The sequence below is a fragment of the Deltaproteobacteria bacterium genome (assembly GCA_026129095.1).
Classification (GTDB): domain Bacteria; phylum JAGRBM01; class JAGRBM01; order JAGRBM01; family JAHCIT01; genus JAHCIT01.
In genome coordinates, this window is record JAHCIT010000014.1 from 1 (window position 1) to 20437 (window position 20437).

Sequence of the window (20437 nt, forward strand, 5' to 3'; positions counted from 1 at the left end):
AGGCGGTGTGGCTGTGATCCGCGTCGGTGCAGCCACCGAGGTCGAGATGAAGGAGAAGAAGGCCCGCGTGGAGGATGCGCTTCATGCAACCCGCGCGGCGGTGGAGGAAGGCGTCGTTCCCGGCGGCGGTGTCGCGCTGCTCCGCGCCCTGCCGGCGGTCCGCAAGGTCACGGCCAAGGGCGACCGCAAGTTCGGCGTGTCGATCGTCGAGCGTGCCCTTGAGGAACCGGCCCGGCAGATCGCCCAGAACGCCGGCGTGGACGGCTCGATCGTCATCTCCAAGATCATGGAGGGCAAGGACGACTTCGGCTTCGACGCACAGGAAGAAACGTACGGCAACCTTATCCAGAAGGGCATTCTGGATCCGACCAAGGTTACCCGCCAGGCGATCACCAATGCCTGCTCGGTGTCGGGGCTGATGCTTACGACCGAGTGCATGATCAGCGAAATCCCCAAGAAGGATGACGGCCCGCCGATGGGTGGCGGCATGGGTGGAATGGGCGGCATGGGCGGCATGGGTGGAATGGGCGGCATGATGTAAGCCGTCGGTTAGCCTGCGACCGTAACCCCGCCAGCGCCCGCGCCTTCCAGGAGGCCCGCGGGCGCTGGCTTTCGGATAGGCGGGGTACGGGATGGGCGGTTTGCCCAGCCGCTGTGTTTCCGTTCATCCTTGTGTCCATGCCTTTTAGCAAGCGCACTCCAGGCTCCCTCCGTGAATACGCATACTGGCTGTGGGAAACGGCGCAGCGCGTCCCGTCTCTGGTCCGGACCGAATCTGGGGCAGACGGGATTGACGGCCGGTTCCGCGAGGAGGTGATGCTCGCGGTGACGGCGGTGAACGACTGCCGCTATTGCCGCTTTGTGCACGGCTCGCTGGCGGAGTACGAAGGCGTCGAACTGGACGAGATCCAGAAGATGATGAAAACGGACTGGGAGCCGGGGGATCAGCGCCTGGCGGCTGCCGTCCATTATGCCCGGGAATGTGCCGAAGCGGGGAAACTGCCGCCTTCGAAGGCGAGCCGTGCGGCACTGGGCAGGCTGTTTGATGAAAAGGAAGTTCGCGCCATTGAGGCATCGATTGCCGGGATCATGGTGGGGAATCTGACCGGCAACACATTCGATGCCCTTCTTGCCCGCTTTACCGGTGAGCGCCGGTTTCGCGAGGAAGGCTGGGTCAGGGAGGCCGTCATCGCCAGCGCGGCACTCGCTGGTGGCCTGTCCGCCCTGGCCATGGGCGCGGCGGCCCGGGGTGCCGCCCGGCTGCCATTCCGCCGCCGGCTCCGTGCGGCGCAACGCTAGCAGTCAGGAAAACGGAGGGCCGGAACCCGGTCAGGGATTGGGAAATCCGGGCGCAGTGCCGTCTGTGGGTCTTGCCAGCCAGGTCTGCCAGCGGCAGGCCTGGCGATCCCGTGGCTATCCCCGGCACCGGCTCCCGGAGGAGGAAACCCGCCGCCGGGTTCCGGCTTCTCCGAGCATTGTAACCGCGGGCCGGACAGGCCGAGGCTCCCGGGGTGCCGGACCGGCGATATTTGTATCGAACGCCGGATCCGGAACCCATGGGAGCCTCTCCCCCTTCCCGGGTGAAACGTGGTCAGCGGTTGGCGTGGATTGTGTCGCCTACGTAGGCCTCGACGCCGATTTCCATGTAGTCGAGACCCTCGACCTCTTCTTCCTCGGTAACCCGGGCACCGATCGTCACCTTGATGACCGTCCACAGGATGAGGCTTGCAGTCAGGGTGAACGCTCCTACCGAGACGATGCCGATGATCTGGGGTATCACCTGCCCCATGCCGCCGCCATAGAACAGCCCAAGACCGGGCTGAGCGTCGCCTCCGGCAAAGCCGGGTGCGGCGAACAGGCCCACGGCGAGTGTGCCCCAGATGCCGTTCACCAGATGAACGGAGAGTGCGCCCACGGGGTCGTCAATCTTGATCTTGTCCCAGAACAGGATGCTGAAAACGCAGAGCACGCCGCCAATGGCGCCGATCAGGAAAGCGCCGCCCGGAGTCACCCAGGCGCAGGGCGCAGTAATGGCGACCAGGCCTGCCAGGGCGCCGTTCAGCGACATGTTGATGTCGGGCTTGCCGAACTTCAGGGCGGCAACTCCGGTTGCGGCCAGCAGGCCGGCGGCCGCGGCGATATTGGTTGTCATGGCGATGTGGGCGATGGCGTTGAAGTCAGCTCCCATCGTGGAGCCCGGGTTGAACCCGAACCAGCCGAGCCACAGGATCAGCGTTCCCAGAACGGCGAGCGGGATCGAGTGGCCGGGGATTGGATGTACCTTGCCATCGGTGCCGTATTTGCCGATGCGCGGTCCGATGATGAGAATGCCCGCCAGACCGGCCCAGCCGCCCACCGAGTGAACTACCGTCGAGCCGGCGAAATCCCAGAAGCCCTTGTCAGCCAGCCAGCCGGCGCCCCAGATCCACTTGCCGGGGAACGGATAGACGAGAATCGTCAGCAGGAACGAAAACACGATGAAGGAGCCGTACTTGTTCCGTTCGTCCACACAGCCGGAGACAATCGTGGCGGCGGTGGCGGCGAAGGCGAGCTGGAAGAAGAACTTGGCCTCAATGGGTATGGAGGTCCAGCTCAGTGATTCGTAGAGTGATGCATCGCCGACAAATGGTGACAGCGCGCCCAGGAAGCTGCTCCCGTTTCCGAACATGAGCGAAAACCCCAGCAGCCAGTAAGCGATGGTTGCCGCTCCGAATACCGTGAAGTTCTTGCCAAGGATTGTCGCGGCATTCTTCTTCCGGCACAGGCCGCTCTCGAGGAGAGCAAAACCGGCGTTCATGAAGAAAACCAGAAAGCCGGCGATCATCGTCCAGATGGTATCGGCGGCGATCTTCAGGTCGGCGGCCTGCTGCTCCAGGGCAGCCAGCTTGTCTTCAGCGCCGCCTGTCCCGGCTGCTTCAGCTTCGGGCGGCGGTGCTTCGGGAGCCGGGACTGCTTCGGTTGCGGCCGGCATTTCATCGGCTACCAGGACCGATGGCGCGGCGACCGCTACCGCGAAGAACAACAACATGGACCAGCTCAAAATTTTTCTCATGGCTTTCCTGCCTCTCCCATATTCATATTTGTTCAGCTCCGGTTCGCATGTGTCCCGTACCTTGTTGCCGGAACATGTGCGGACGGAACGCCAATTGGAGCCGTTAGCTCTCAAACGAGGTTTGTCTCTCAGGCGAGACGGGCCGGGCCCGGTGGATCAGACGGCACGGCAGTCTTTCCCGCATGGCGTTGTGCATCACGCGGGCCAACTTGGGATGGTCCATCAAAGTTTGGTCTGGAACCACGAGATCTGGAGGCCGGGAAGAAGCATATCAATGGAGTTCCGGAGCGAACATGCAAACCGGGGATAGTCTATTGAGATTACAGGGCTTACTGCGGGTTTAGCCGGATCACTTCTGGCGTCAGCCATGCCATGAGGGAAAGAGACTTCTTCAGCGGTTGCTTCTGGTATACGCCCGTACCTGATCTCCACCCTGGTGCCCACTCCTGAGGCGACTAGCGAACGAACTGCCTAATCCGTAGGCGCGCCTGGTTGGCAATCACGGGCTAATTCCCCGTCAAGGGTATTGGTGTCATCTGTGGATAAGCGGGAAATCACAATAAAATAAGCGGGTTATTTGCATGATGCAGTCATTGGGCAGTTTCGGGATGTCGCTTGGTTTCTTCCTTGCAGTCAACCGGGCGTCTTGGCTGGAAACGGCCACACCAGATGAACTGGTGGCCCCATTGGGGTGGATGGCCAAGGCTCCGTATGGGGCCGTAGCCAGCAGGGCATTACGTAATGTGACGGATTGCCGCAGGCGGGAAGGGTTCCTGCCGGTGGCAGGTGGATCCCGCCAGACTACCTGTAGCTGCCTTGTGCATGTGCGGCCTGGATCTCATGTGGGGTTCCGGCCGGGACTGGATACTAGAAGAAATATTTTTCCCCGGGCCGGTTCCGTCCGGTTTTCCCGTAGCAACCGGCAAATCCGATGGCTAGGGTAAGCGCCGCCTGGGGTCGTTTGGATACTGGAGCTGATGCATGAAAAAAGTCGAAACGATCATCAAGCCATTCAAGCTCGATGAAGTGAAGGAAGCCCTTTCGGGTATCGGTATCAAGGGGATGACCGTGGGAGAAGTGAAGGGGTTCGGCCGCCAGAAGGGGCATACCGAACTGTACCGCGGCGCCGAATATGTCGTCGATTTCCTGCCGAAAGTACGGCTGGAAGTCGTCGTTGATGACGAGAAGGTTGATGAAGTCGTGGATACGATCAAGCGTACGGCCAATACCGGACGTATCGGCGACGGCAAGATTTTCGTGACTCCCCTGGAACAGGTGGTCCGTATCCGCACCGGCGAGACCGGAAAGGACGCCATCTAGCCGGCGGGAGTCAGCAATAAGGAATTCAGGTGGGCGGACGCTGGATCCCGGGCGGCCGCCAGCCGGAAAAGAGGGGAAGTGGCGCCTTTAACACAGGCCCGGCTTCCCTGAAGCGCAGGAAACCAAAGCAGGGAAAATAACACCCAAGGAGAATTGGTGTCACCATGACGACAGCCAAAGATGTTCTCAAGATGATCAAGGACCACGGGGTTGAGATGGTTGATCTCAAGTTCGTGGACTTTCTCGGGACCTGGCAGCACAAGTCCCATCCCATCAACATGATCGATGAAGATGTATTCGTGAGCGGCCTCGGTTTCGACGGCAGCTCGATCCGCGGATGGCAGGGTATCCAGGAGTCTGACATGCTTCAGGTTCCGGACCCGGCGACGGCACGGATTGATCCGTTCATGCAGCACCCGACGCTTTCGATGATCTGCGACATCGTGGATCCGATCACGAAGGAGCCCTATTCACGGGATCCGCGCAACATCGCCAAGAAGGCTGAGGCATATCTCAAGGCTTCCGGCGTGGGCGATATTGCCTACTTCGGTCCCGAACCCGAGTTCTTTATCTTCGATGATGCCCGTTACGAAGTGCAGCATCACAAGGCGTCGTTCTCGGTCGATTCGGGCGAAGCCCACTGGAACTCGAACCGGGACGAGGGCGGAAACCTTGGCTACAAGATCCGCCAGAAGGAAGGGTATTTCCCTGTAGCTCCGTACGATACCCAGCAGGATATCCGGACGGAGATGTGCCTGGTTATGCAGAAGGTCGGCATCGCCATCGAAACGCATCACCACGAGGTGGCCACCGCTGGCCAGGCCGAGATCGACATGGTGTTCGACCAGATGCTTCCCATGGCCGACAAGGTCATGTGGTACAAGTATATCTGCCGCAACGTGGCGCGCCGGCACGGCAAGGTCGTGACCTTCATGCCGAAGCCGATCTCGGGCGACAACGGATCGGGCATGCATACCCACCAGTCGATCTGGAAGGGCGGGAAGAACCTGTTTGCCGGCGACGGCTACGGCGGACTCTCCCAGTTCGGCCTGCACTACATTGGCGGCATCCTGAAGCATGCCAAGGCGCTCAACGCCTTCACGAACCCGACGCTGAACTCCTACCGGCGTCTGGTTCCGGGCTTCGAGGCGCCGGTGTCCCTGGCGTACTCGTGCCGTAACCGGTCGGCTTCCTGCCGTATCCCGATGTACAGCCAGAACCCGAAATCCAAGCGGGTCGAGGTGCGGTTCCCCGACGCCGCCTGCAACCCGTACATTGCCTTCGCGGCGATGCTCATGGCTGGACTCGATGGCGTGCAGAACAAGATCGATCCGGGTGACGCGCTCGACAAGAACCTCTACGACCTGCCGCCGGAGGAACTGGCCAACGTGCCGCAGGCCTGCGGCTCGCTGGAAGAGGCGCTCGAGGCGCTTGAGAAGGACCACAAGTTCCTGCTCAAGGGCGACGTGTTCACCAAGGACGTGGTCGAAACGCAGATCGCCTGGAAGCAGCAGAACGAACTCGATACGGCCCGCTTCGCGGTGCCGCCGATCGAGCACAAGCTGTATTTCGACGTGGGCTGATTTTCAGTCTCCCGTCCGGCCTTTTAGGGGCCAGGTTCGTGCGCCCTTCTGGAAACAGGGGGCGCGCGGCCTTTTTCGGGTCCATGTCCACCCCTTTTCCTGCCCGTCCCCGGACCGGCTACGCTGCCGGTCTATGCCGGAAGTCTCGGTCCTTATTCCTGTCTATAATGGTGAAGCACATGTCGAGGTGGCGCTGGAGACCGTACTTGCCCAGCGGGGACCGTCGTTTGAGGCCGTGGTGGTTGATGACGGCTCCACCGACTCCACGCCGGCCATACTGGAACGGTTCGGTCGGTACCCCAGGGTCCGGGTCCTGACCGTTCCGCATGACGGAATTGCATCGGCGCTCAGGTCCGGAATGCAGGCATGCAGTGGCGAGTTTATCTGCCGGATGGACTCCGACGATCTCATGCCGCCGGACCGTATCGCCGTCCAGACGGACTACCTGCGGTCGCACCCGGAGATCGGCCTCGTCGGCGGACAGGTCCGGCACGAACCGGCAGAGGGGGGGGCGGGTTTTCCTGCCGGTTTGGACGGCATGGCTCGCTATGTGGACTGGATGAACAGCCAGCGGACCCATGACGAGATGTTTGAGGCCATCTGGACCGATTCGCCGCTTGCCCATCCTTCGGTGATGTTCCGCAAGCCGCTGGCCGAACAGGCAGGGGGATACCGGATGGTCCCTTGGGCCGAAGATACGGACCTGTGGTACCGGCTCTTCCTTGCCGGAGCTGGATTTGCCAAGGTCGATGCCGAGACGGTTGTCTGGCGGGACCGTCCGGACCGGCTCACCCGGACCGATCCGGACCACTATGGACAGGAACGGCTCGCCGTGATGAAAGCGCACTATCTCCCCCGGTTTTTCCGGCGGGCCCGGCAGGGTGGTGTGACGTTGCTCGGTGCGGGACCGTTCGGCCGCCGGATCGCCCGTGCGCTCCGGTCGGAAGGCGTTGCAGTCAACCGGTTCGTGGATGTTGATCCCGCCAAGATCGGCCGGACCCGGTCGGGAGTGCCGGTCGTGCCCGTGACGGAACTCGGTGCAGGAGACAGTGACCTGCTGGTGGCGGCGGTTGGCCAGCGCGGTGCCCGTCAGGAAATCGTTGCCGCGCTGGGGAACCGGGGTATTCCTTACCCGGAACCCGGCCGGCCCAGGGAGGAGACCCGCGTTGTCTTCTGCCACTGATGCCACTGAAATGACCGGGGGAGCGAGGCAGTCCCGTGATGACCGGTGGCTCGTGGTCGAGACTGCCGGTTTCCAGTTTGCCATACCGATGGAAATCCTCGATGCGGTGGTGGAAATACAGTCATCGCGGATCAAGCGGAGCCAGGGCCGCCGCCGGCCGGGTTATCTGGGAATTGTCGAATGGGCGGGTGATGAACGCGAACTCCGCTCGCTCGCCGAACAGGTCGGCCTCCAGTCACGGGTAGCGGAAGCCTATCCGACGCTCGTGACGACGATCGAAGGGGTGGGCGCAGGCGGCGGTACCGGTGAGCCATACTTCTGGGCAGTCGAGAGGGTTGTGGCATCAGTGGAAAACGGCTCCGTGCAGGTCGAGCCGGCTCCGGCCAGGTGGTGGGCCGGCGGCGAGACGGTTTTTACCGGTTTGTGGTGGCATGGGGGGGCACCCGTGTGGGTCGTGGACCTGGCGCGAGTGGTACGCCGGGCGGGCGGGGGAGAATCGGCCGCATGAGCAGCATCCGCGGTTATTCCGATCCGGGCCGGGCGATCGAAGGGCTCGATGTGCTGGTTTCCGGCGGCGGGGTCCGGTGGGTATTTCCGCTTACCGGCGCAGCGGTCTTCTTCGAGATGGAGCGCCTGTTTCGGCTTCCTCCTCCCGCCGCATGGGATGGAATTACCCGTGTTGAAGGCCGTACCTATTGCGTCCGGTACCTGCGTCCGTCACCGGATATGCAGCTCCCGATGACCAGGCCGGGTTCGCCGCTCCGGGGCTGCGTGGTCAGTGCGGGCGATTTGCCGGTGGCGCTGGTATTCGACCGGTTCCTGACCGGCTCCAGGCGGCCGGAATTCGAGCCCTTGGGACAGTCCAGTGCCCCGTTTCCCGGTGTCACCGGGCACGGGCAACTGGACGGTGTCGCCTGCTACCGGGTCGACACGGCCAAACTCATCGTTTAAAGTCCCCCGTGGTCCAGCCTTCAGCAGGTGAGCGACGCCGGTTGCCCCCAGCCAGCGCCGGATGCTACGGACGGGAAAAGCCGGGAATTCAGGTAGCTACGCATGCCCAAAAAAGTTCTGGTCGCTGACGATTCAATTACCATCCAGCGGGCCGTACAGATTTCCTTTGCGAATCATCCGGATTTCGTTCTGGAGTTCGCCAGGGATGGCGACGAAGCGCTTGCCAAGGCCAAGGCGGCGAAGCCTGATGTCGTGGTAGCTGACGTCGTGATGCCCAAGAAGTCCGGTTATGATGTGGCGGACGCGCTGAAGGGGCAGGGAATCCCGGTTGTTCTGCTCAAGGTCGGCTCTGAGGCCTATAATGAGGCCCGTGCCACCGCCGCCGGTGTGGCGGGCGCCATCCAGAAACCATTTGAAACGACCGCGCTTGTTGAATTGGTCACTGCCGCTTCATCCGGCACTGCCCCCAAGGCTGCAGCCGCACCAGCAGCGGCAAAGCCGGTGGCTGCCCCGAAACCGGCGGCTCCACCACCGCCCAAGGCCGCGCCGGTATCCCTGGAAGACGAAACCGACTCATGGGATCTGGGTGAACCAGAAGCCGCTCCAGCTCCCGTGAAGGCTTCGCCGCCGCCAGCCCCGGCGCCCAAGCCTGCGGCGGCACCTGTAGCGCCGAAACCGCCGCCTGCTCCGGCACCGAAGGCACCTCCCGCCCCGCCGCCAGCCGCGGTGGAGGAAGAGGCGTGGGATCTGGGAGAACCCGAAGCGGCTCCTCTGTCTGCCACCTCGCTGGAGGCCGACGTGGAAGTTTCGGTCGAGACGGCTTCCGAATCGGAAGCATGGGATATGGGTGAACCGGAAGCGGCTCCCGCCACCGTCGAGGTCGAAGCCGAGTCTGCCGGAGAAACCTGGGATCTGGGCGAACCGGAGGCGGCTCCAGCCGCGGCAGCCGAAGCACTGATGGCTGGTGGCGGTTCCGAGATCGAAGTGGAACTGTCCGCCGACTCCGGAGATGCGTGGGATCTGGGAGAGCCCGAAGCGGCTCCGGCAAGCACTCCACCGCCGGCAGTAAAGATTCCGGTCACGGCTCCTCCTCCCCCTCCGGCTCCGAAGGCTGCCCCGGCTCCTTCCATGCCTCCGCCTGCAATTGCCGCACCGGCTGCTCGGGCTCCGGCTCCGGTCGATCCCGCACAGATCGAAGCGGCCGTCCGGCAGGCAGTCGAGCTGGCCCTGCGGCCCATGATCGACGAATCGGTGAAGCGGATCGCCAAGGCGATTTCCGAGGAGTTCCCGAAGATCGCCGAGCGCCTTATCCAGAACGAAATCGACCGTCTCAAGGAAGGGTGACAGGCGGGGGCAGAGCCCCGGTCTGACCGGGGGACAGCCCCGGCCCGGTTTCTGTTTGCCTCCCTGTCCGGTTCGCGTTAGCCACTCTGCCGGATATGAGCACGACCCACGAAATCCCCACGACCTTTGACCCCGGCACCTATGAGGAAAACTGGCTCAGGCGCTGGCTTGAGTCCGGCATTTTCGCAGCCGATCCCGGTGCGCCCGGCGAGCCGTTTTCCATCGTGATCCCTCCACCGAATGTCACCGGCGCGCTGCATATGGGCCATGCGCTGAACAACACGGTCATGGACATCCTCTGCCGGTATCACCGGATGCGGGGACGCAACGTGCTCTGGCTTCCCGGCACCGACCACGCCGGTATTGCCACGCAATCCGTGGTTGAGCGCGAACTGGCGAAGGAGAAAAAAACCCGCCATGACATCGGGCGCGAACAGTTCGTCATCCGTGTCTGGAAGTGGAAGGAAGAGTACGGCTCGCGGATCATCCATCAGCTCAAGCGGCTGGGATCATCCTGCGACTGGTCACGCGAACGGTTCACGATGGACGAGGGCCTGAGCCTCGCCGTCCGGGAAGTATTCGTCCGGCTCTACCGGGAAGGCCTGATCTACAAGGGCGAGTATCTTGTCAACTGGTGTCCGGCGTCGCGGTCGGCCATCAGCGATCTCGAAGTCGAATACCGGGAAGAAAACGGCAATCTCTGGCATATCCGGTATCCCCTGGCTGACGGTTCGGGCCATCTCGTCGTGGCGACCACCCGGCCTGAGACGATGCTCGGCGACACAGCCGTTGCCGTGAATCCCGAAGACGACCGCTATCGCCATCTCCACGGGAAAAGCGTCCGGCTTCCGCTCATGGACCGGGAGATTCCCGTCATCACCGACGGGATGGTGGACCGGGAGTTTGGTACCGGCGCCGTGAAAATCACCCCGGCGCATGATCCGAACGACTACCGCGCTGGGCACCGCCACAAGCTGCCGATGATCAACGTGATGAACCCCGATGGTACGATCAACGGGAACGGCGGGCCGTACCAGGGGCTGGATCGCTATGAGGCGCGAAAGCGGATCGTGGCTGACCTGGAAGCGCAGGGGCTTCTGGAAAAGGTCGGGAAGCACCGGAACCGGGTGGGCTACTCCCAGCGTCATGGTGTGCCGGTGGAACCACTTATCTCGGAACAGTGGTTCGTGAAAACGGGGCCGCTGGCCGCCGAGGCGCTGAAGGCCGTCAAGGACGGGCGGACCACGTTTCATCCGGCCCAGTGGGCCAATACCTACTATGCCTGGATGGAGCGTATCGAGGACTGGTGCATTTCGCGCCAGCTCTGGTGGGGTCACCAGATCCCTGCCTGGTACTGCGGGGACTGCGGACACATCAACGTCGAGATGTCCGCGCCGGTAAAATGCACCAAATGCGGGTCGAAGAACCTCCGGCAGGACGAGGACGTTCTGGATACCTGGTTTTCGTCAGGGCTCTGGCCGTTTTCGACGATGGGATGGCCCGACGAAACCGAAACGTTGCGGAAATACTACCCGACCTCGGTTCTGGTCACGGCCCACGACATTATCTTTTTCTGGGTTGCCCGCATGATGATGATGGGTCTGCACTTCATGGGCGAGGTGCCGTTCCGCAATGTTTATATTCATGCACTGGTGCGGGATGCCGAAGGGCAGAAGATGTCCAAGACCAAGGGGAACGTCATTGATCCCCTGTCGGTCGTCGATGAGGTCGGAGCCGATTCGGTCCGGTTCACGCTGGCGGCATTTGCCGCGCAGGGGCGGGATATCCGGCTCTCGCGGGACCGGATCGAGGGCTACCGGAAATTCATCACCAAGCTCTGGAATGCGGCCCGGTTTGTCCAGATGAAGCTGGGCGGACCGGTGCCGGAACTGGTGCCGGAATCGAAAATGTCGCCGGCTGACCTGTGGGTCCGCCGGGAGCTGGGCATTGCCTCCAGGGAAGTCGCCCGGGCCATCGAGGCATACGAGTTCGACAAGGCCGCGCTCGCCGCCTACCACTTCGTCTGGGGTACCTACTGCGACTGGTACATCGAGTTCGTGAAGCAGGATCTGGCTGAAGGCGCCGACCCGGCACGCAGCGAGGTGGCCAGAAGCGTCCTGGGCAACACGCTGCTGGATACACTGAAACTGCTGCACCCGTTTGTCCCGTTTGTGACGGACGAACTGGCCTCACGCCTGAAACCCGGCGGAGAGTTCCTGATGAAGGGAAATTTCCCCGCCACGGAAGTCCCCGAAGCGAGCGAGGCCATCCGGCAGGTCGAGAACCTGCGGCTGGCCATTACCGCCGTCCGGAACATTCGTGGCGAGCTGAACGTGAAGCCCTCCGGGTTTGTCGATGTGCAGGTCCGGGGCGAGGGCGCGGCGCTTCTTCTTGGACAGTTCCGGGGCCAGTTCACCGCGCTTGCCCGCATACGCACCCTGTCGGAGCTTGCCGCCGGTGCCGCCCGGCCAAAGGCGTCAGCGCAGGCGGCCGTCGGCAGGCTGGAAATCATTGTTACCTTCCCCGATGGTATCGAGGTGGAGAAGGAGCGTGACCGGCTGGTGAAGCAGATCGCAGGCCGCGAGGATGAACTGAAAAAGCTGACCCAGAAACTGTCGAACCAGGGATTTGTGGCCAATGCGGATCCGGACCTTGTGGACGAATACCGCGAGCGGGAATCCGGACTGAAGCTGGAACTGGAAAAACTGAAGCAGTCGCTCGCCCGGCTGGCTGATTTCGGGGCAGCCTGATGCACTGATTGCCGCTGATTATCACCGATGGCCGGCCTTACCCACACGGAACTGTCCATGCTGGACCTGCTGAGAAGCGGCGGGGGATTCCATTCGTCGGCGGAGCTGACGGAAAAGCTGGGCGTCACGCGGGCGGCGATGTCAAAGGCCGTGGCGCGTCTCCGGGACCGGGGCTATGGCATAGAGTCAAAGGCGTCGGTCGGTTATGCGCTGGAGAGTCTTCCCGACCGGCTGTACCCAGAACTGATCCAGCACGGCCTGGAGACCCAGTTTGCGGGGCAGGAGATCGTCTGGTTCGAGAAGACCGACTCCACCAATACCCAGGCCGCCCGGCTCGCAGACAAGGGTGCAGCCGAGGGGGTTCTCGTCGTGGCCGAATCCCAGTCGGCCGGTCGCGGACGGCTCGGCAGATCCTGGGTATCTCCGGCCGGGCTCAACTTTTACGGCAGTTTCGTGTTGCGCCCTTCGCTTGCGCCGGTGGCTGCCGCGCAGGTGACGTTGCTGTCGGGGCTCTGCGTGGCCCGGTCGATCGAGGCGGTGTCCGGCGTGCGCCCCCGGATCAAATGGCCCAATGACGTGCTGATCGGTGACCGGAAAGTGTCCGGCGTGCTGACCGAATCGTCCAGCGAGCTGGACCGGATCAACTGGATCGTGCTGGGCATTGGCGTGAACCTGAACGTGGAAAAGTTCCCTGCCGAACTGAAGGATATCGCAACGAGTGTGCGGATCGAGTCGGGAAACCGGGTGGACCGGGCCGCCTTCGCCCGGCGGCTCTGCATGGAACTGGAGGCCCACTATCTCCGGTTCGTGACGCAGGGGTTTGCGCCGTTCCGTGACGACTGGGAGCGGTTCGCACGGATGGCGGGCGAGGAGGTCCGGGTCGGTACCGGGACAGAGACTGTTGAGGGCCGGTCGCTCGGTCTTGATTCGGACGGATTCCTGCAAGTAGAAACGGCGGAGCGCCGCGTGGTGCGGATCGTCGCCGGTGACGTCACGCTGATCCGGGGTCAGAACCGGCGCTAGTTTTCCGGTCCGCACTGCAATTCAGGTGAAACATCCATGCTGCTAGTGATCGATGTCGGCAATACCAATATCGTTTTCGGCGTTTATGACGGCGACGAGCTGGCCGGGCACTGGCGGATTGCCACCAATCCCGACCGTACGACCGATGAGACTGGCATCCTGCTTCACGAGATTTTCAACTTCGCGGGAATCGATATCCGCAAGATCCGGGGTTCGGTAATCTCGTCGGTCGTGCCGCCTGTGCTCCACCCGGTGACGCGCATGTGCGAACGCTACTTCCGCCATGCGCCGCTGGTGGTGGGACCGGGCATCAAGACCGGTATCAGCATCCTGTACGACAATCCCAAGGAGGTCGGGGCTGACCGGATCGTTAATGCCGTAGCCGCGCACCACATGTACCCCGGCGACAACTGCGTCGTGGTGGATTTCGGGACGGCGACGACTTTCGATTACGTGACGCGCAAGGGAGAGTATCTGGGCGGGGTGATCTCGCCGGGCCTTCAGGTGGCCCTGAACGGCCTCTTTTCGGCGGCCTCAAAACTGCCCCGCGTCGAAATCGCCAAGCCAACGAAAATACTGGGGAAAAACACTGTTCACGCGATTCAGGCGGGGATTTTCTATGGCTACGTCGGCCTTGTGGACGGGATCGTCAACCGCCTGCGGGAAGAGCAGGGTGATCTCAAGGCCCGGGTTCTGGCTACCGGGGGGCTTTCGTCGCTGATTGCCCAGGAATCGAAGACAATTGAAGAAGTAGATGCCTTCCTCACGCTTTTTGGGTTAAAATTGATCTACGAAATGAATCGTTGAACTGCGGCCTCCAAGCCCGTCTTCTGGATGCCGCACGCCCGGATTGCCGGATGAGGGTGAGTGGCATGGACATGGACGATCTGAGACGCCGCCGGAAGGCAGCGGTCGAGATGCTCGACGCCGGGCGGGTGGAAGATGCACTCGTTGAACTGAAGAAACTGAAATCCGAGGCTCCCGAGGACATGCTTGTGCTCTCGTATCTCGGACTCGCGCTTGCCCGGGAAGGGGCCGATACCGGCCGTGCGATCGAGGCGTGCAGCAAGGCCGCCCAGATCGAGTTTTTCCGCCCGGAATGTTTCCTGAACATGGCGAAGGTCTATCTCCAGCTTGGGAAAAAACCTCAGGCCATTGAGGCGATCTACAAGGGGCTCACGGTGGATCCCGAGCACGATGAACTCCGGCAACTGGCCTATTCGCTGGGTATCCGGCGCAAGCCGGCCCTGGGATTTCTCCCGCGAAACCATCCTGTAAACAAGTGGATTGGAAGACTGACCTGGTGGTTGTCCGGCGAAAGCCACGCTTCAGCCGGGTAAGCTCCGCTGGCCCGCGGCGATGCTTATGGAACTCCCCTGCTCTTGACAGTCTGTTCCGTTAACCGCAAAATGGCGAAAATGTTGAGCTTTCCGGCTGTCCCACACAGCATGATCCGGTAGCTCCGCCTGGCACCTCGTCCGTTGTTCCCGGGAATCAGGAATAACAGATCAAGGATGAAGTGGCCCTAAGCGCGGTCCCAGGCGGCATCCGGTCAAGGGAGTTCCTCTCCAACATGGCGAAAGATGGCAGCGGCGGCGACGGAATGGATGAAGCGTCGCTGGACGATTTCTTCCAGCCCCCCACGCAGGATGAAGGCGGCGATGTAGTCGACGCGGAACTGTTTGCTCCGCCAGCACCTCTTCCTGCAGCGAAAAAAAATGCGCCGGCTGGCGCGAAAAAGACCCCGGTGCTTCAGGACCACGAGGCGGTTCAGCCATTCGGTACGGCTGAAGAAGCTCCCCTTGAAATGACGCCGGACGATGATGTGACCGACCTATTCGGTGATACGTCCGGTCCGGGTGAACCGGCCCAGGCGGTTGAAGACCTCGATTTTTCCGATGGAGCGCCGGACAAGGCCAAAAAACGGAAAAAGATGATACTGATTGGCGGCGCCGTCCTCGGATTGCTGCTGCTCATCGGTGCCGGCTTCATGCTGTTTGGCGGATCAGCGACTCCGCCTCCTCCTCCGCCCCGGCCGGTCGCAGCCGAGCCGTCTCCGCCGGTGGAGGCTCCGCCGCCCGCGCCGAAGATTGTGGATCCGTTTCCGGGTCCGTTTGCCATGCTGGGCGACATAGATCGCCGGCCCGATGGGGCGAACGTGCTGACGCGGACACTGTTCAACGCTTCCGGCGATGCCGATGAAGCGGCCCGCTCGGCGCTTCCCCGGCTGGCCAAAAACCAGTTCCTCAGTTTCTATTTCGGCACCTACGTCGTGCCGGCCCATCTGGATGGAGCCAAGGAACGGGTCCGCCAGTGGGGCATCAAGCCCATCCAGCGCACCGCCGATGCCCGCATCGACATGCTGCGGCTCAGGGTGGCCGAGTTCCCCCAGCGTGCGACCTCGGAGAAGCTGGCCCGCGAACTGAAAGGCAAGGGCTTCGACGCCTTTGTCATCAAGAACTCGCCATCCAGCTATACGGTCTATGCAGGCAGCTTTTTCACCCAGGCCAAATATGCCGAATATGCCGCAAAGCTGGGGCCTGCGGGATATCCACCGGGCACCCAGGAACGGGTTCAACTAACCAAGCGGGTATATGATCTCTGGGGTGGCCAGTACAAGACCGTTCCCGAAGCCGAAACGGCCATGACCAGCATGTTGAAGGCCGGCTGGAATCCCCGGCTGTATCTGGCGGACTGACGTTTTTTGCCAATCTAAAGGCCCTGCTTCTTTTTCCATCGTGGCATGACTGGCTAGACTGTGTGCCGGAAGGTTTAGCCAGCAGGGGGCATTCGCCCCATGCGGCCTGCCCGGTGCACTGCAGGCCATGATCGGAAATGAGTGCCGTGTCATGGGCACGGTGCATGGAAACCGGTCCCATGAGCGGGACGCGGCGCTGTTTTTGGGACGAGGGCAGACGTGGAAATTCCCCAGGTACTCCGGAAATTCGTCGGGCCTGACGCCCCGGAGAAAACACGTCTCATGGCGGCCAGGGGGCTGGTGCCGCTCAAGCCCGAAGACCTGCTGATCGCCCTGTATTTCCTGTCGAGCGATCCGGTGGATGCCGTCCGGGAGGCTGCGGCCAAGGCGGCCGGCGAACTTCCGGCGCCGATGGTCGCCTCCACTGTTTCAAAAATCGAGGCCCCTGAAGTGCTCGATTACCTGGCGAAGATTGGGCTGCCGGACGAAGTCATGGAGCGGATCATCACTTCCAAGCGAATATCCGACGAGACGTTGATGCATGTGGCGCGGACAGGCGACCGCATGCTCGTGGATATCATCTCGCAGAACCAGGAACGGATGATTGATAACGCCCAGATCACTGTTGCGCTGCTGGAAAACCCGAAGCTGGATATCGACATTCGCGCCCGGGTGATCGAGTTCCGTCACATCTTCCTCGGGATCAAGGACGAAACTCCCCCCGGTCCCGTGGCCCGGACAGCCACACTTGCGGACGCCGGTGGTGACGTCGAGATGCTCGAACTGGATGACGATGCCATTTCGGATGCTCCCAAGGCTGATGAATTCGCCGACATGGACTTCCCTGAAGAATGGCTGAGCGATGCACCGGCCGAGGGCGGGGCCGAAGAAGAAGCCAATCTGTTCGAGCTGGCCAAGACCAATGTCTATGCTGCCATCGCCAAGATGTCGATCGCCCAGAAGATGCGGCTTGCTTCGCAGGGAAACAAGGCTGTCCGGGCCCTGCTGGTCCGCGACCCAAACCGGCTGGTGTCGATGTCGGTCATGAAAAACCCGCAGCTCACCGAACCGGAAGTCGAGGCATTTGCCGCGGACAAGAACATCGACGCATTCGTGCTGGGATCCATTGCCCAGAGCAAGACCCACTCGAAGCTGTATGGGGTTCGTTACTCCATCGTGAACAATCCGAAGGCTCCGCTCGACCAGGCCATGAAATTTCTTGCAACGCTGATGCCTTCCGACCAGAAGGAAGTCAGCAAGAACAAGAATGCCTCGGCATCGGTCCGGGGTGCTGCACGCCGGATATTGCAGCTCCGCGAGGAAGAAGAACGGCGCAAGAAAGAAAAGAAATAGCGCGAAAGGCAGTCCGGACTCCGAAACGTGGCAACCTTCAACAACACCACCCGCGACATTCGCGCGAAGATTGTCTATTACGGGCCGGGGCAGTCCGGGAAAACCACGAATATCCAGTACATCCACGCCAAGCTGAAGGAAGACCTGCGTGGCGACCTGATGACGCTGGCGACCGAACAGGACCGGACGCTGTTTTTCGACTATCTGCCGGTGGACCTTGGGGAGATCAGCGGGTTCAAGACCCGGATACAGGTCTACACCGTACCGGGCCAGGTTTTCTACAATTCGACGCGGAAACTCGTCCTGAAGAACGCCGATGGAATAGTGTTCGTTGCCGATTCCTCGCGCCGGTTCCTCAAGGACAACCTGGAAAGCTTTCAGAACCTTATCGACAACCTGCGGGACTATGGACTGAAGGTGACGGACCTGCCGCTGGTTGTCCAGTTCAACAAACGTGACGCTCCCGACGCAATGCCGGTCGCCGAGTTGCAGGAAAAACTCAACCGTGCCGGGTTTCCGCAGTTCGAGGCGGTGGCCAGTTCGGGCCAGGGAGTGCTTCCGACCTTTCAGGGGCTCACCAAGCTGGTCCTGAAGCACATCAAGGATACCACCATCGGGGGAATGCCTCCGCTTCCAGGGAGCCAGCGCCCGGTTCCGCGGCCGGCGCTTCGGATCTCACCCGCGCCTTCCGCGCCGGTTCCGTCGCTCGAAGGCGAGCAGCAGCTTGACGCCGACGAGGAGGCCCTGCTGGACAGTCTGGGGCCGCCGTCGACCGGGTCTGTGGCACCAGCAGCCTCCGCGCCACAAAAACCTGATGCCGTGCCGACGGCGGCGATACTGGCTGCTGCCGGCATCCCGGCGCCTGCGGCGAAGAATGTCGCGCCGGAAACGGTTTCCAAGATCGATCCGGTTCCCACGCGGCTTGCTGTAACCGGAATTGGTTCCATCGAGACCGCGCCCGGTGGCGGTATTCTGGTCACGGTCCGGCTCAAGGATCCCCTTACCGGAAAGACCTACGAGGCCAAGATCGACCTGTCGGTCCGGGCTCCTGCCGGAGGGAAATAGGCCCGCTTTTGCCTAAGTGTATCATAATGCTAGGCTCGCTGCCCCGCATGGACCTGTTGTGCGGTACCTGAACCGGCGGCCGGATATCCCCGGCGCCGGCATGAAAGCGACTCTGGCCCTAACCCTATGGAACCCTCATCACGCTCCCTCAGGCTGCAGCCCCTTGATGGCTGGCAGCGAACCCACCGTAATCATGAATTGACCGCAAAGGATGCGGGGCAGGAAGTGGTCCTGTTCGGCTGGGCGCATTCAAACCGTGACCACGGCGGCGTCATCTTTATTGATCTCAGGGATCGTTGGGGGATCACGCAGGTGGTGGCTGATCCGGCCCACAGCAAGGAAGCGCATGCCCATGCCGATCTTGTCCGCGGCGAATTCGTGCTGGCGGTAAGGGGCCGTGTCCGGTCCCGGCCAAAGGACATGATCAACCCGCGCCTTCCGACCGGCGAGATCGAGGTGCTGGTGGACGAACTCCGGATCCTGAACACCAGTGCGCCGCCGCCGTTCCAGATAGACGACAAGAGCGAGGTGAACGAGAACACTCGTCTCAAGTACAGGTATCTCGACCTCCGCCGTCCCGTGGTGCAGAGGCCATTTGTGCTCCGGCACGAGATCATGGCGGCCACCCGGCAGTATTTGAACCGGAACGGGTTTCTGGATCTGGAAACACCGATGCTCACCAAGTCGACGCCGGAAGGCGCACGGGATTTTCTCGTTCCCTCACGGGTCAATCCTGGCCGCTTTTATGCCCTGCCCCAGTCACCGCAGCTGTTCAAGCAGATACTGATGGTGTCGGGCTTCGATGCGTACTACCAGATCGTCAAATGCTTCCGCGACGAGGATTTGCGGGCCGACCGGCAGCCTGAATTTACGCAGATCGATATCGAAAAGAGCTTCCTTACCTGCGAACAGATGTACGCCCTCATCGAGGGGCTCCTGAAGGAACTGGTGAAGGTCTCCCGGGGCTATGACATTTCCACTCCTTTCCCGCGGCTCACTTACGCCGAGGTGATGGAGCGATATGGCTCCGACAAGCCAGACACCCGGTTCGGCCTTGAGCATCTCACGGTGACCGACCTGTTCAGGGGGTCCGGCGTCAAGGTATTCGCCGCGCAGGTGGAGTCTGGCGGCATCGTCAAGGCGATGAATGCCAAGGGCGGCGGCCAGCTCTCGCGGAGCGAGATCGACTCGTTGACGGACCTGGTGAAGATACACGGAGCCAAGGGGCTTGCGTGGATCAAGATCAACGAGGGCGGTGCGTGGCAATCGCCAATAGAGAAGTTCCTCTCGCCTGCCGAGAAGGACGGACTCAGGGAACGGCTGAAACCCGAAGTCGGCGACATCCTTTTCTTCATGGCCGACAAACCGGCGGTTGCTCACGCGGCCCTGTCGGCCGTGCGGCTGCATCTGGGAGCGAAGCTGAACCTCATTGACCAGGCGAAGCTGAACTTCCTGTGGGTGACCGACTTCCCCATGTTCGAATTCGACGAGGCGGAAAAGCGGTATGTGGCGCTCCACCATCCGTTCACCGCGCCGCGGGACGAGGACATTCCACTCCTTGACACCGACCCGCTCAAGGCGACGGCCCAGGCATACGATATCGTGCTGAATGGCCTGGAACTGGGCGGCGGCTCGATCCGTATCCACCGGCAGGATATCCAGCAGAAGGTTTTCAGCGCGCTCGGACTGACGGCCGAGGAGTCACAGGCAAAGTTCGGGTTCCTTCTTGACGCGCTGCAGTTCGGAACGCCGCCCCATGGGGGGCTGGCGCTGGGTCTTGACCGGACCGTCATGCTGCTGGCCGGAATGCACTCGATCCGGGATGTGATCACCTTCCCCAAGACCCAGAAGGGGGTAGATCTCATGACCGACGCCCCGGGGGAAGTAGATGCAAAACAGCTTCTGGAGCTCTCGATCCGTATCCACCGGCCCTGAAATTATTGAGAAAATCCGTTTTTCCCCAGTCAGAGCTATCTGCTGACGTAGCGCGTCATCGTGTTCAGGCTTTATTCGCACACTGAACTTGGGCCAGTCACGGCTCGAAAATCCGTCAGAAACAACCCTGTCCCTGTTGAACGTAAAGAGATGTAAATGCCTGTAATTCAAGGGTAATTT

17 protein-coding genes are annotated in these 20437 nt (G+C 61.8%); 16 read left to right on the forward strand and 1 reads right to left on the reverse strand.

Going from position 1 to position 20437, the window contains the following annotated elements:
* Nucleotides 1-541, forward strand: a 541-nt coding sequence (groEL, locus tag KIT79_15145) for a chaperonin GroEL (protein MCW5830642.1), incomplete at its 5' end; no start/stop codon positions are given.
* A gap of 137 nt (nt 542-678) precedes the next feature.
* Complete coding sequence (locus KIT79_15150; protein ID MCW5830643.1) at nt 679-1299, forward strand: carboxymuconolactone decarboxylase family protein; 621 nt, start codon at nt 679-681, stop codon at nt 1297-1299.
* Between the two features lie 292 nt (nt 1300-1591).
* Here the strand turns inward: KIT79_15150 and amt are convergent, their stop codons facing one another.
* On the reverse strand, nt 1592-2971 hold the full coding sequence (gene amt, locus KIT79_15155; protein ID MCW5830644.1) for an ammonium transporter: 1380 nt from the start codon (nt 2969-2971) through the stop codon (nt 1592-1594).
* Nucleotides 2972-4033: 1062 nt separating this feature from the next.
* On the opposite strand from amt, the gene KIT79_15160 reads away from it, so the two are divergent.
* From KIT79_15160 to aspS, 14 genes are all read left to right on the forward strand, one after another.
* Nucleotides 4034-4372: a P-II family nitrogen regulator gene (locus tag KIT79_15160; GenBank protein ID MCW5830645.1), complete on the forward strand. Its 339-nt coding sequence runs from the start codon at nt 4034-4036 to the stop codon at nt 4370-4372.
* 164 nt (nt 4373-4536) lie between these two features.
* Nucleotides 4537-5955 (forward strand): type I glutamate--ammonia ligase, encoded by a 1419-nt coding sequence (gene glnA / locus KIT79_15165; protein ID MCW5830646.1) that lies wholly within the window; start codon nt 4537-4539, stop codon nt 5953-5955.
* Nucleotides 5956-6088: 133 nt separating this feature from the next.
* Complete coding sequence (locus KIT79_15170; GenBank protein MCW5830647.1) at nt 6089-7138, forward strand: glycosyltransferase; 1050 nt, start codon at nt 6089-6091, stop codon at nt 7136-7138.
* Entirely contained in the window at nt 7122-7646 is a 525-nt protein-coding gene (locus KIT79_15175) for a chemotaxis protein CheW (GenBank protein ID MCW5830648.1), read from the forward strand. Before KIT79_15170 ends, KIT79_15175 begins: the two co-directional genes overlap by 17 nt.
* Nucleotides 7643-8089, forward strand: a complete 447-nt coding sequence (locus KIT79_15180; protein ID MCW5830649.1) for a hypothetical protein — start codon at nt 7643-7645, stop codon at nt 8087-8089. Before KIT79_15175 ends, KIT79_15180 begins: the two co-directional genes overlap by 4 nt.
* Nucleotides 8090-8191: 102 nt before the next feature.
* Nucleotides 8192-9433, forward strand: coding sequence for a response regulator (locus tag KIT79_15185; protein ID MCW5830650.1), 1242 nt, complete (start codon nt 8192-8194; stop codon nt 9431-9433).
* A gap of 95 nt (nt 9434-9528) precedes the next feature.
* Nucleotides 9529-12183 carry a valine--tRNA ligase gene (locus KIT79_15190; GenBank protein ID MCW5830651.1) on the forward strand — a complete coding sequence of 885 codons (2655 nt, stop codon included), beginning with the start codon at nt 9529-9531 and terminating at the stop codon, nt 12181-12183.
* A 27-nt stretch (nt 12184-12210) separates the two neighbouring features.
* The gene (locus KIT79_15195) at nt 12211-13206 is read left to right on the forward strand and encodes a biotin--[acetyl-CoA-carboxylase] ligase (GenBank protein MCW5830652.1); all 996 of its coding nucleotides are present in this window, start codon (nt 12211-12213) and stop codon (nt 13204-13206) included.
* 36 nt (nt 13207-13242) lie between these two features.
* Complete coding sequence (locus KIT79_15200) at nt 13243-14013, forward strand: type III pantothenate kinase (protein MCW5830653.1); 771 nt, start codon at nt 13243-13245, stop codon at nt 14011-14013.
* Nucleotides 14014-14084: 71 nt separating this feature from the next.
* Nucleotides 14085-14546 (forward strand): hypothetical protein, encoded by a 462-nt coding sequence (locus KIT79_15205; GenBank protein MCW5830654.1) that lies wholly within the window; start codon nt 14085-14087, stop codon nt 14544-14546.
* A gap of 233 nt (nt 14547-14779) precedes the next feature.
* Nucleotides 14780-15904: an SPOR domain-containing protein gene (locus KIT79_15210; GenBank protein MCW5830655.1), complete on the forward strand. Its 1125-nt coding sequence runs from the start codon at nt 14780-14782 to the stop codon at nt 15902-15904.
* A gap of 219 nt (nt 15905-16123) precedes the next feature.
* The gene (locus tag KIT79_15215) at nt 16124-17257 is read left to right on the forward strand and encodes a hypothetical protein (protein ID MCW5830656.1); all 1134 of its coding nucleotides are present in this window, start codon (nt 16124-16126) and stop codon (nt 17255-17257) included.
* A gap of 27 nt (nt 17258-17284) precedes the next feature.
* Nucleotides 17285-18322 carry a GTPase domain-containing protein gene (locus tag KIT79_15220; GenBank protein MCW5830657.1) on the forward strand — a complete coding sequence of 346 codons (1038 nt, stop codon included), beginning with the start codon at nt 17285-17287 and terminating at the stop codon, nt 18320-18322.
* A 126-nt stretch (nt 18323-18448) separates the two neighbouring features.
* Entirely contained in the window at nt 18449-20257 is a 1809-nt protein-coding gene (gene aspS / locus KIT79_15225) for an aspartate--tRNA ligase (GenBank protein ID MCW5830658.1), read from the forward strand.
* The last annotated feature ends 180 nt before the right edge of the window (nt 20258-20437 follow it).

What these genes read in the sequence shown, in the direction of transcription:
- KIT79_15185 (MCW5830650.1), top strand. Translation starts at nt 8,192, where the DNA reads ATGCCCAAAAAAGTTCTGGTCGCTGACGATTCAATTACCATCCAGCGG.
- KIT79_15200 (MCW5830653.1), top strand. Translation starts at nt 13,243, where the DNA reads ATGCTGCTAGTGATCGATGTCGGCAATACCAATATCGTTTTCGGCGTT.
- KIT79_15170 (MCW5830647.1), top strand. Translation starts at nt 6,089, where the DNA reads ATGCCGGAAGTCTCGGTCCTTATTCCTGTCTATAATGGTGAAGCACAT.
- KIT79_15190 (MCW5830651.1), top strand. Translation starts at nt 9,529, where the DNA reads ATGAGCACGACCCACGAAATCCCCACGACCTTTGACCCCGGCACCTAT.
- aspS (MCW5830658.1), top strand. Translation starts at nt 18,449, where the DNA reads ATGGAACCCTCATCACGCTCCCTCAGGCTGCAGCCCCTTGATGGCTGG.
- KIT79_15195 (MCW5830652.1), top strand. Translation starts at nt 12,211, where the DNA reads ATGGCCGGCCTTACCCACACGGAACTGTCCATGCTGGACCTGCTGAGA.
- KIT79_15205 (MCW5830654.1), top strand. Translation starts at nt 14,085, where the DNA reads ATGGACGATCTGAGACGCCGCCGGAAGGCAGCGGTCGAGATGCTCGAC.
- KIT79_15150 (MCW5830643.1), top strand. Translation starts at nt 679, where the DNA reads ATGCCTTTTAGCAAGCGCACTCCAGGCTCCCTCCGTGAATACGCATAC.
- KIT79_15210 (MCW5830655.1), top strand. Translation starts at nt 14,780, where the DNA reads ATGGCGAAAGATGGCAGCGGCGGCGACGGAATGGATGAAGCGTCGCTG.
- amt (MCW5830644.1), bottom strand. Translation starts at nt 2,971, where the DNA reads ATGCCGGCCGCAACCGAAGCAGTCCCGGCTCCCGAAGCACCGCCGCCC.
- glnA (MCW5830646.1), top strand. Translation starts at nt 4,537, where the DNA reads ATGACGACAGCCAAAGATGTTCTCAAGATGATCAAGGACCACGGGGTT.
- KIT79_15180 (MCW5830649.1), top strand. Translation starts at nt 7,643, where the DNA reads ATGAGCAGCATCCGCGGTTATTCCGATCCGGGCCGGGCGATCGAAGGG.
- KIT79_15160 (MCW5830645.1), top strand. Translation starts at nt 4,034, where the DNA reads ATGAAAAAAGTCGAAACGATCATCAAGCCATTCAAGCTCGATGAAGTG.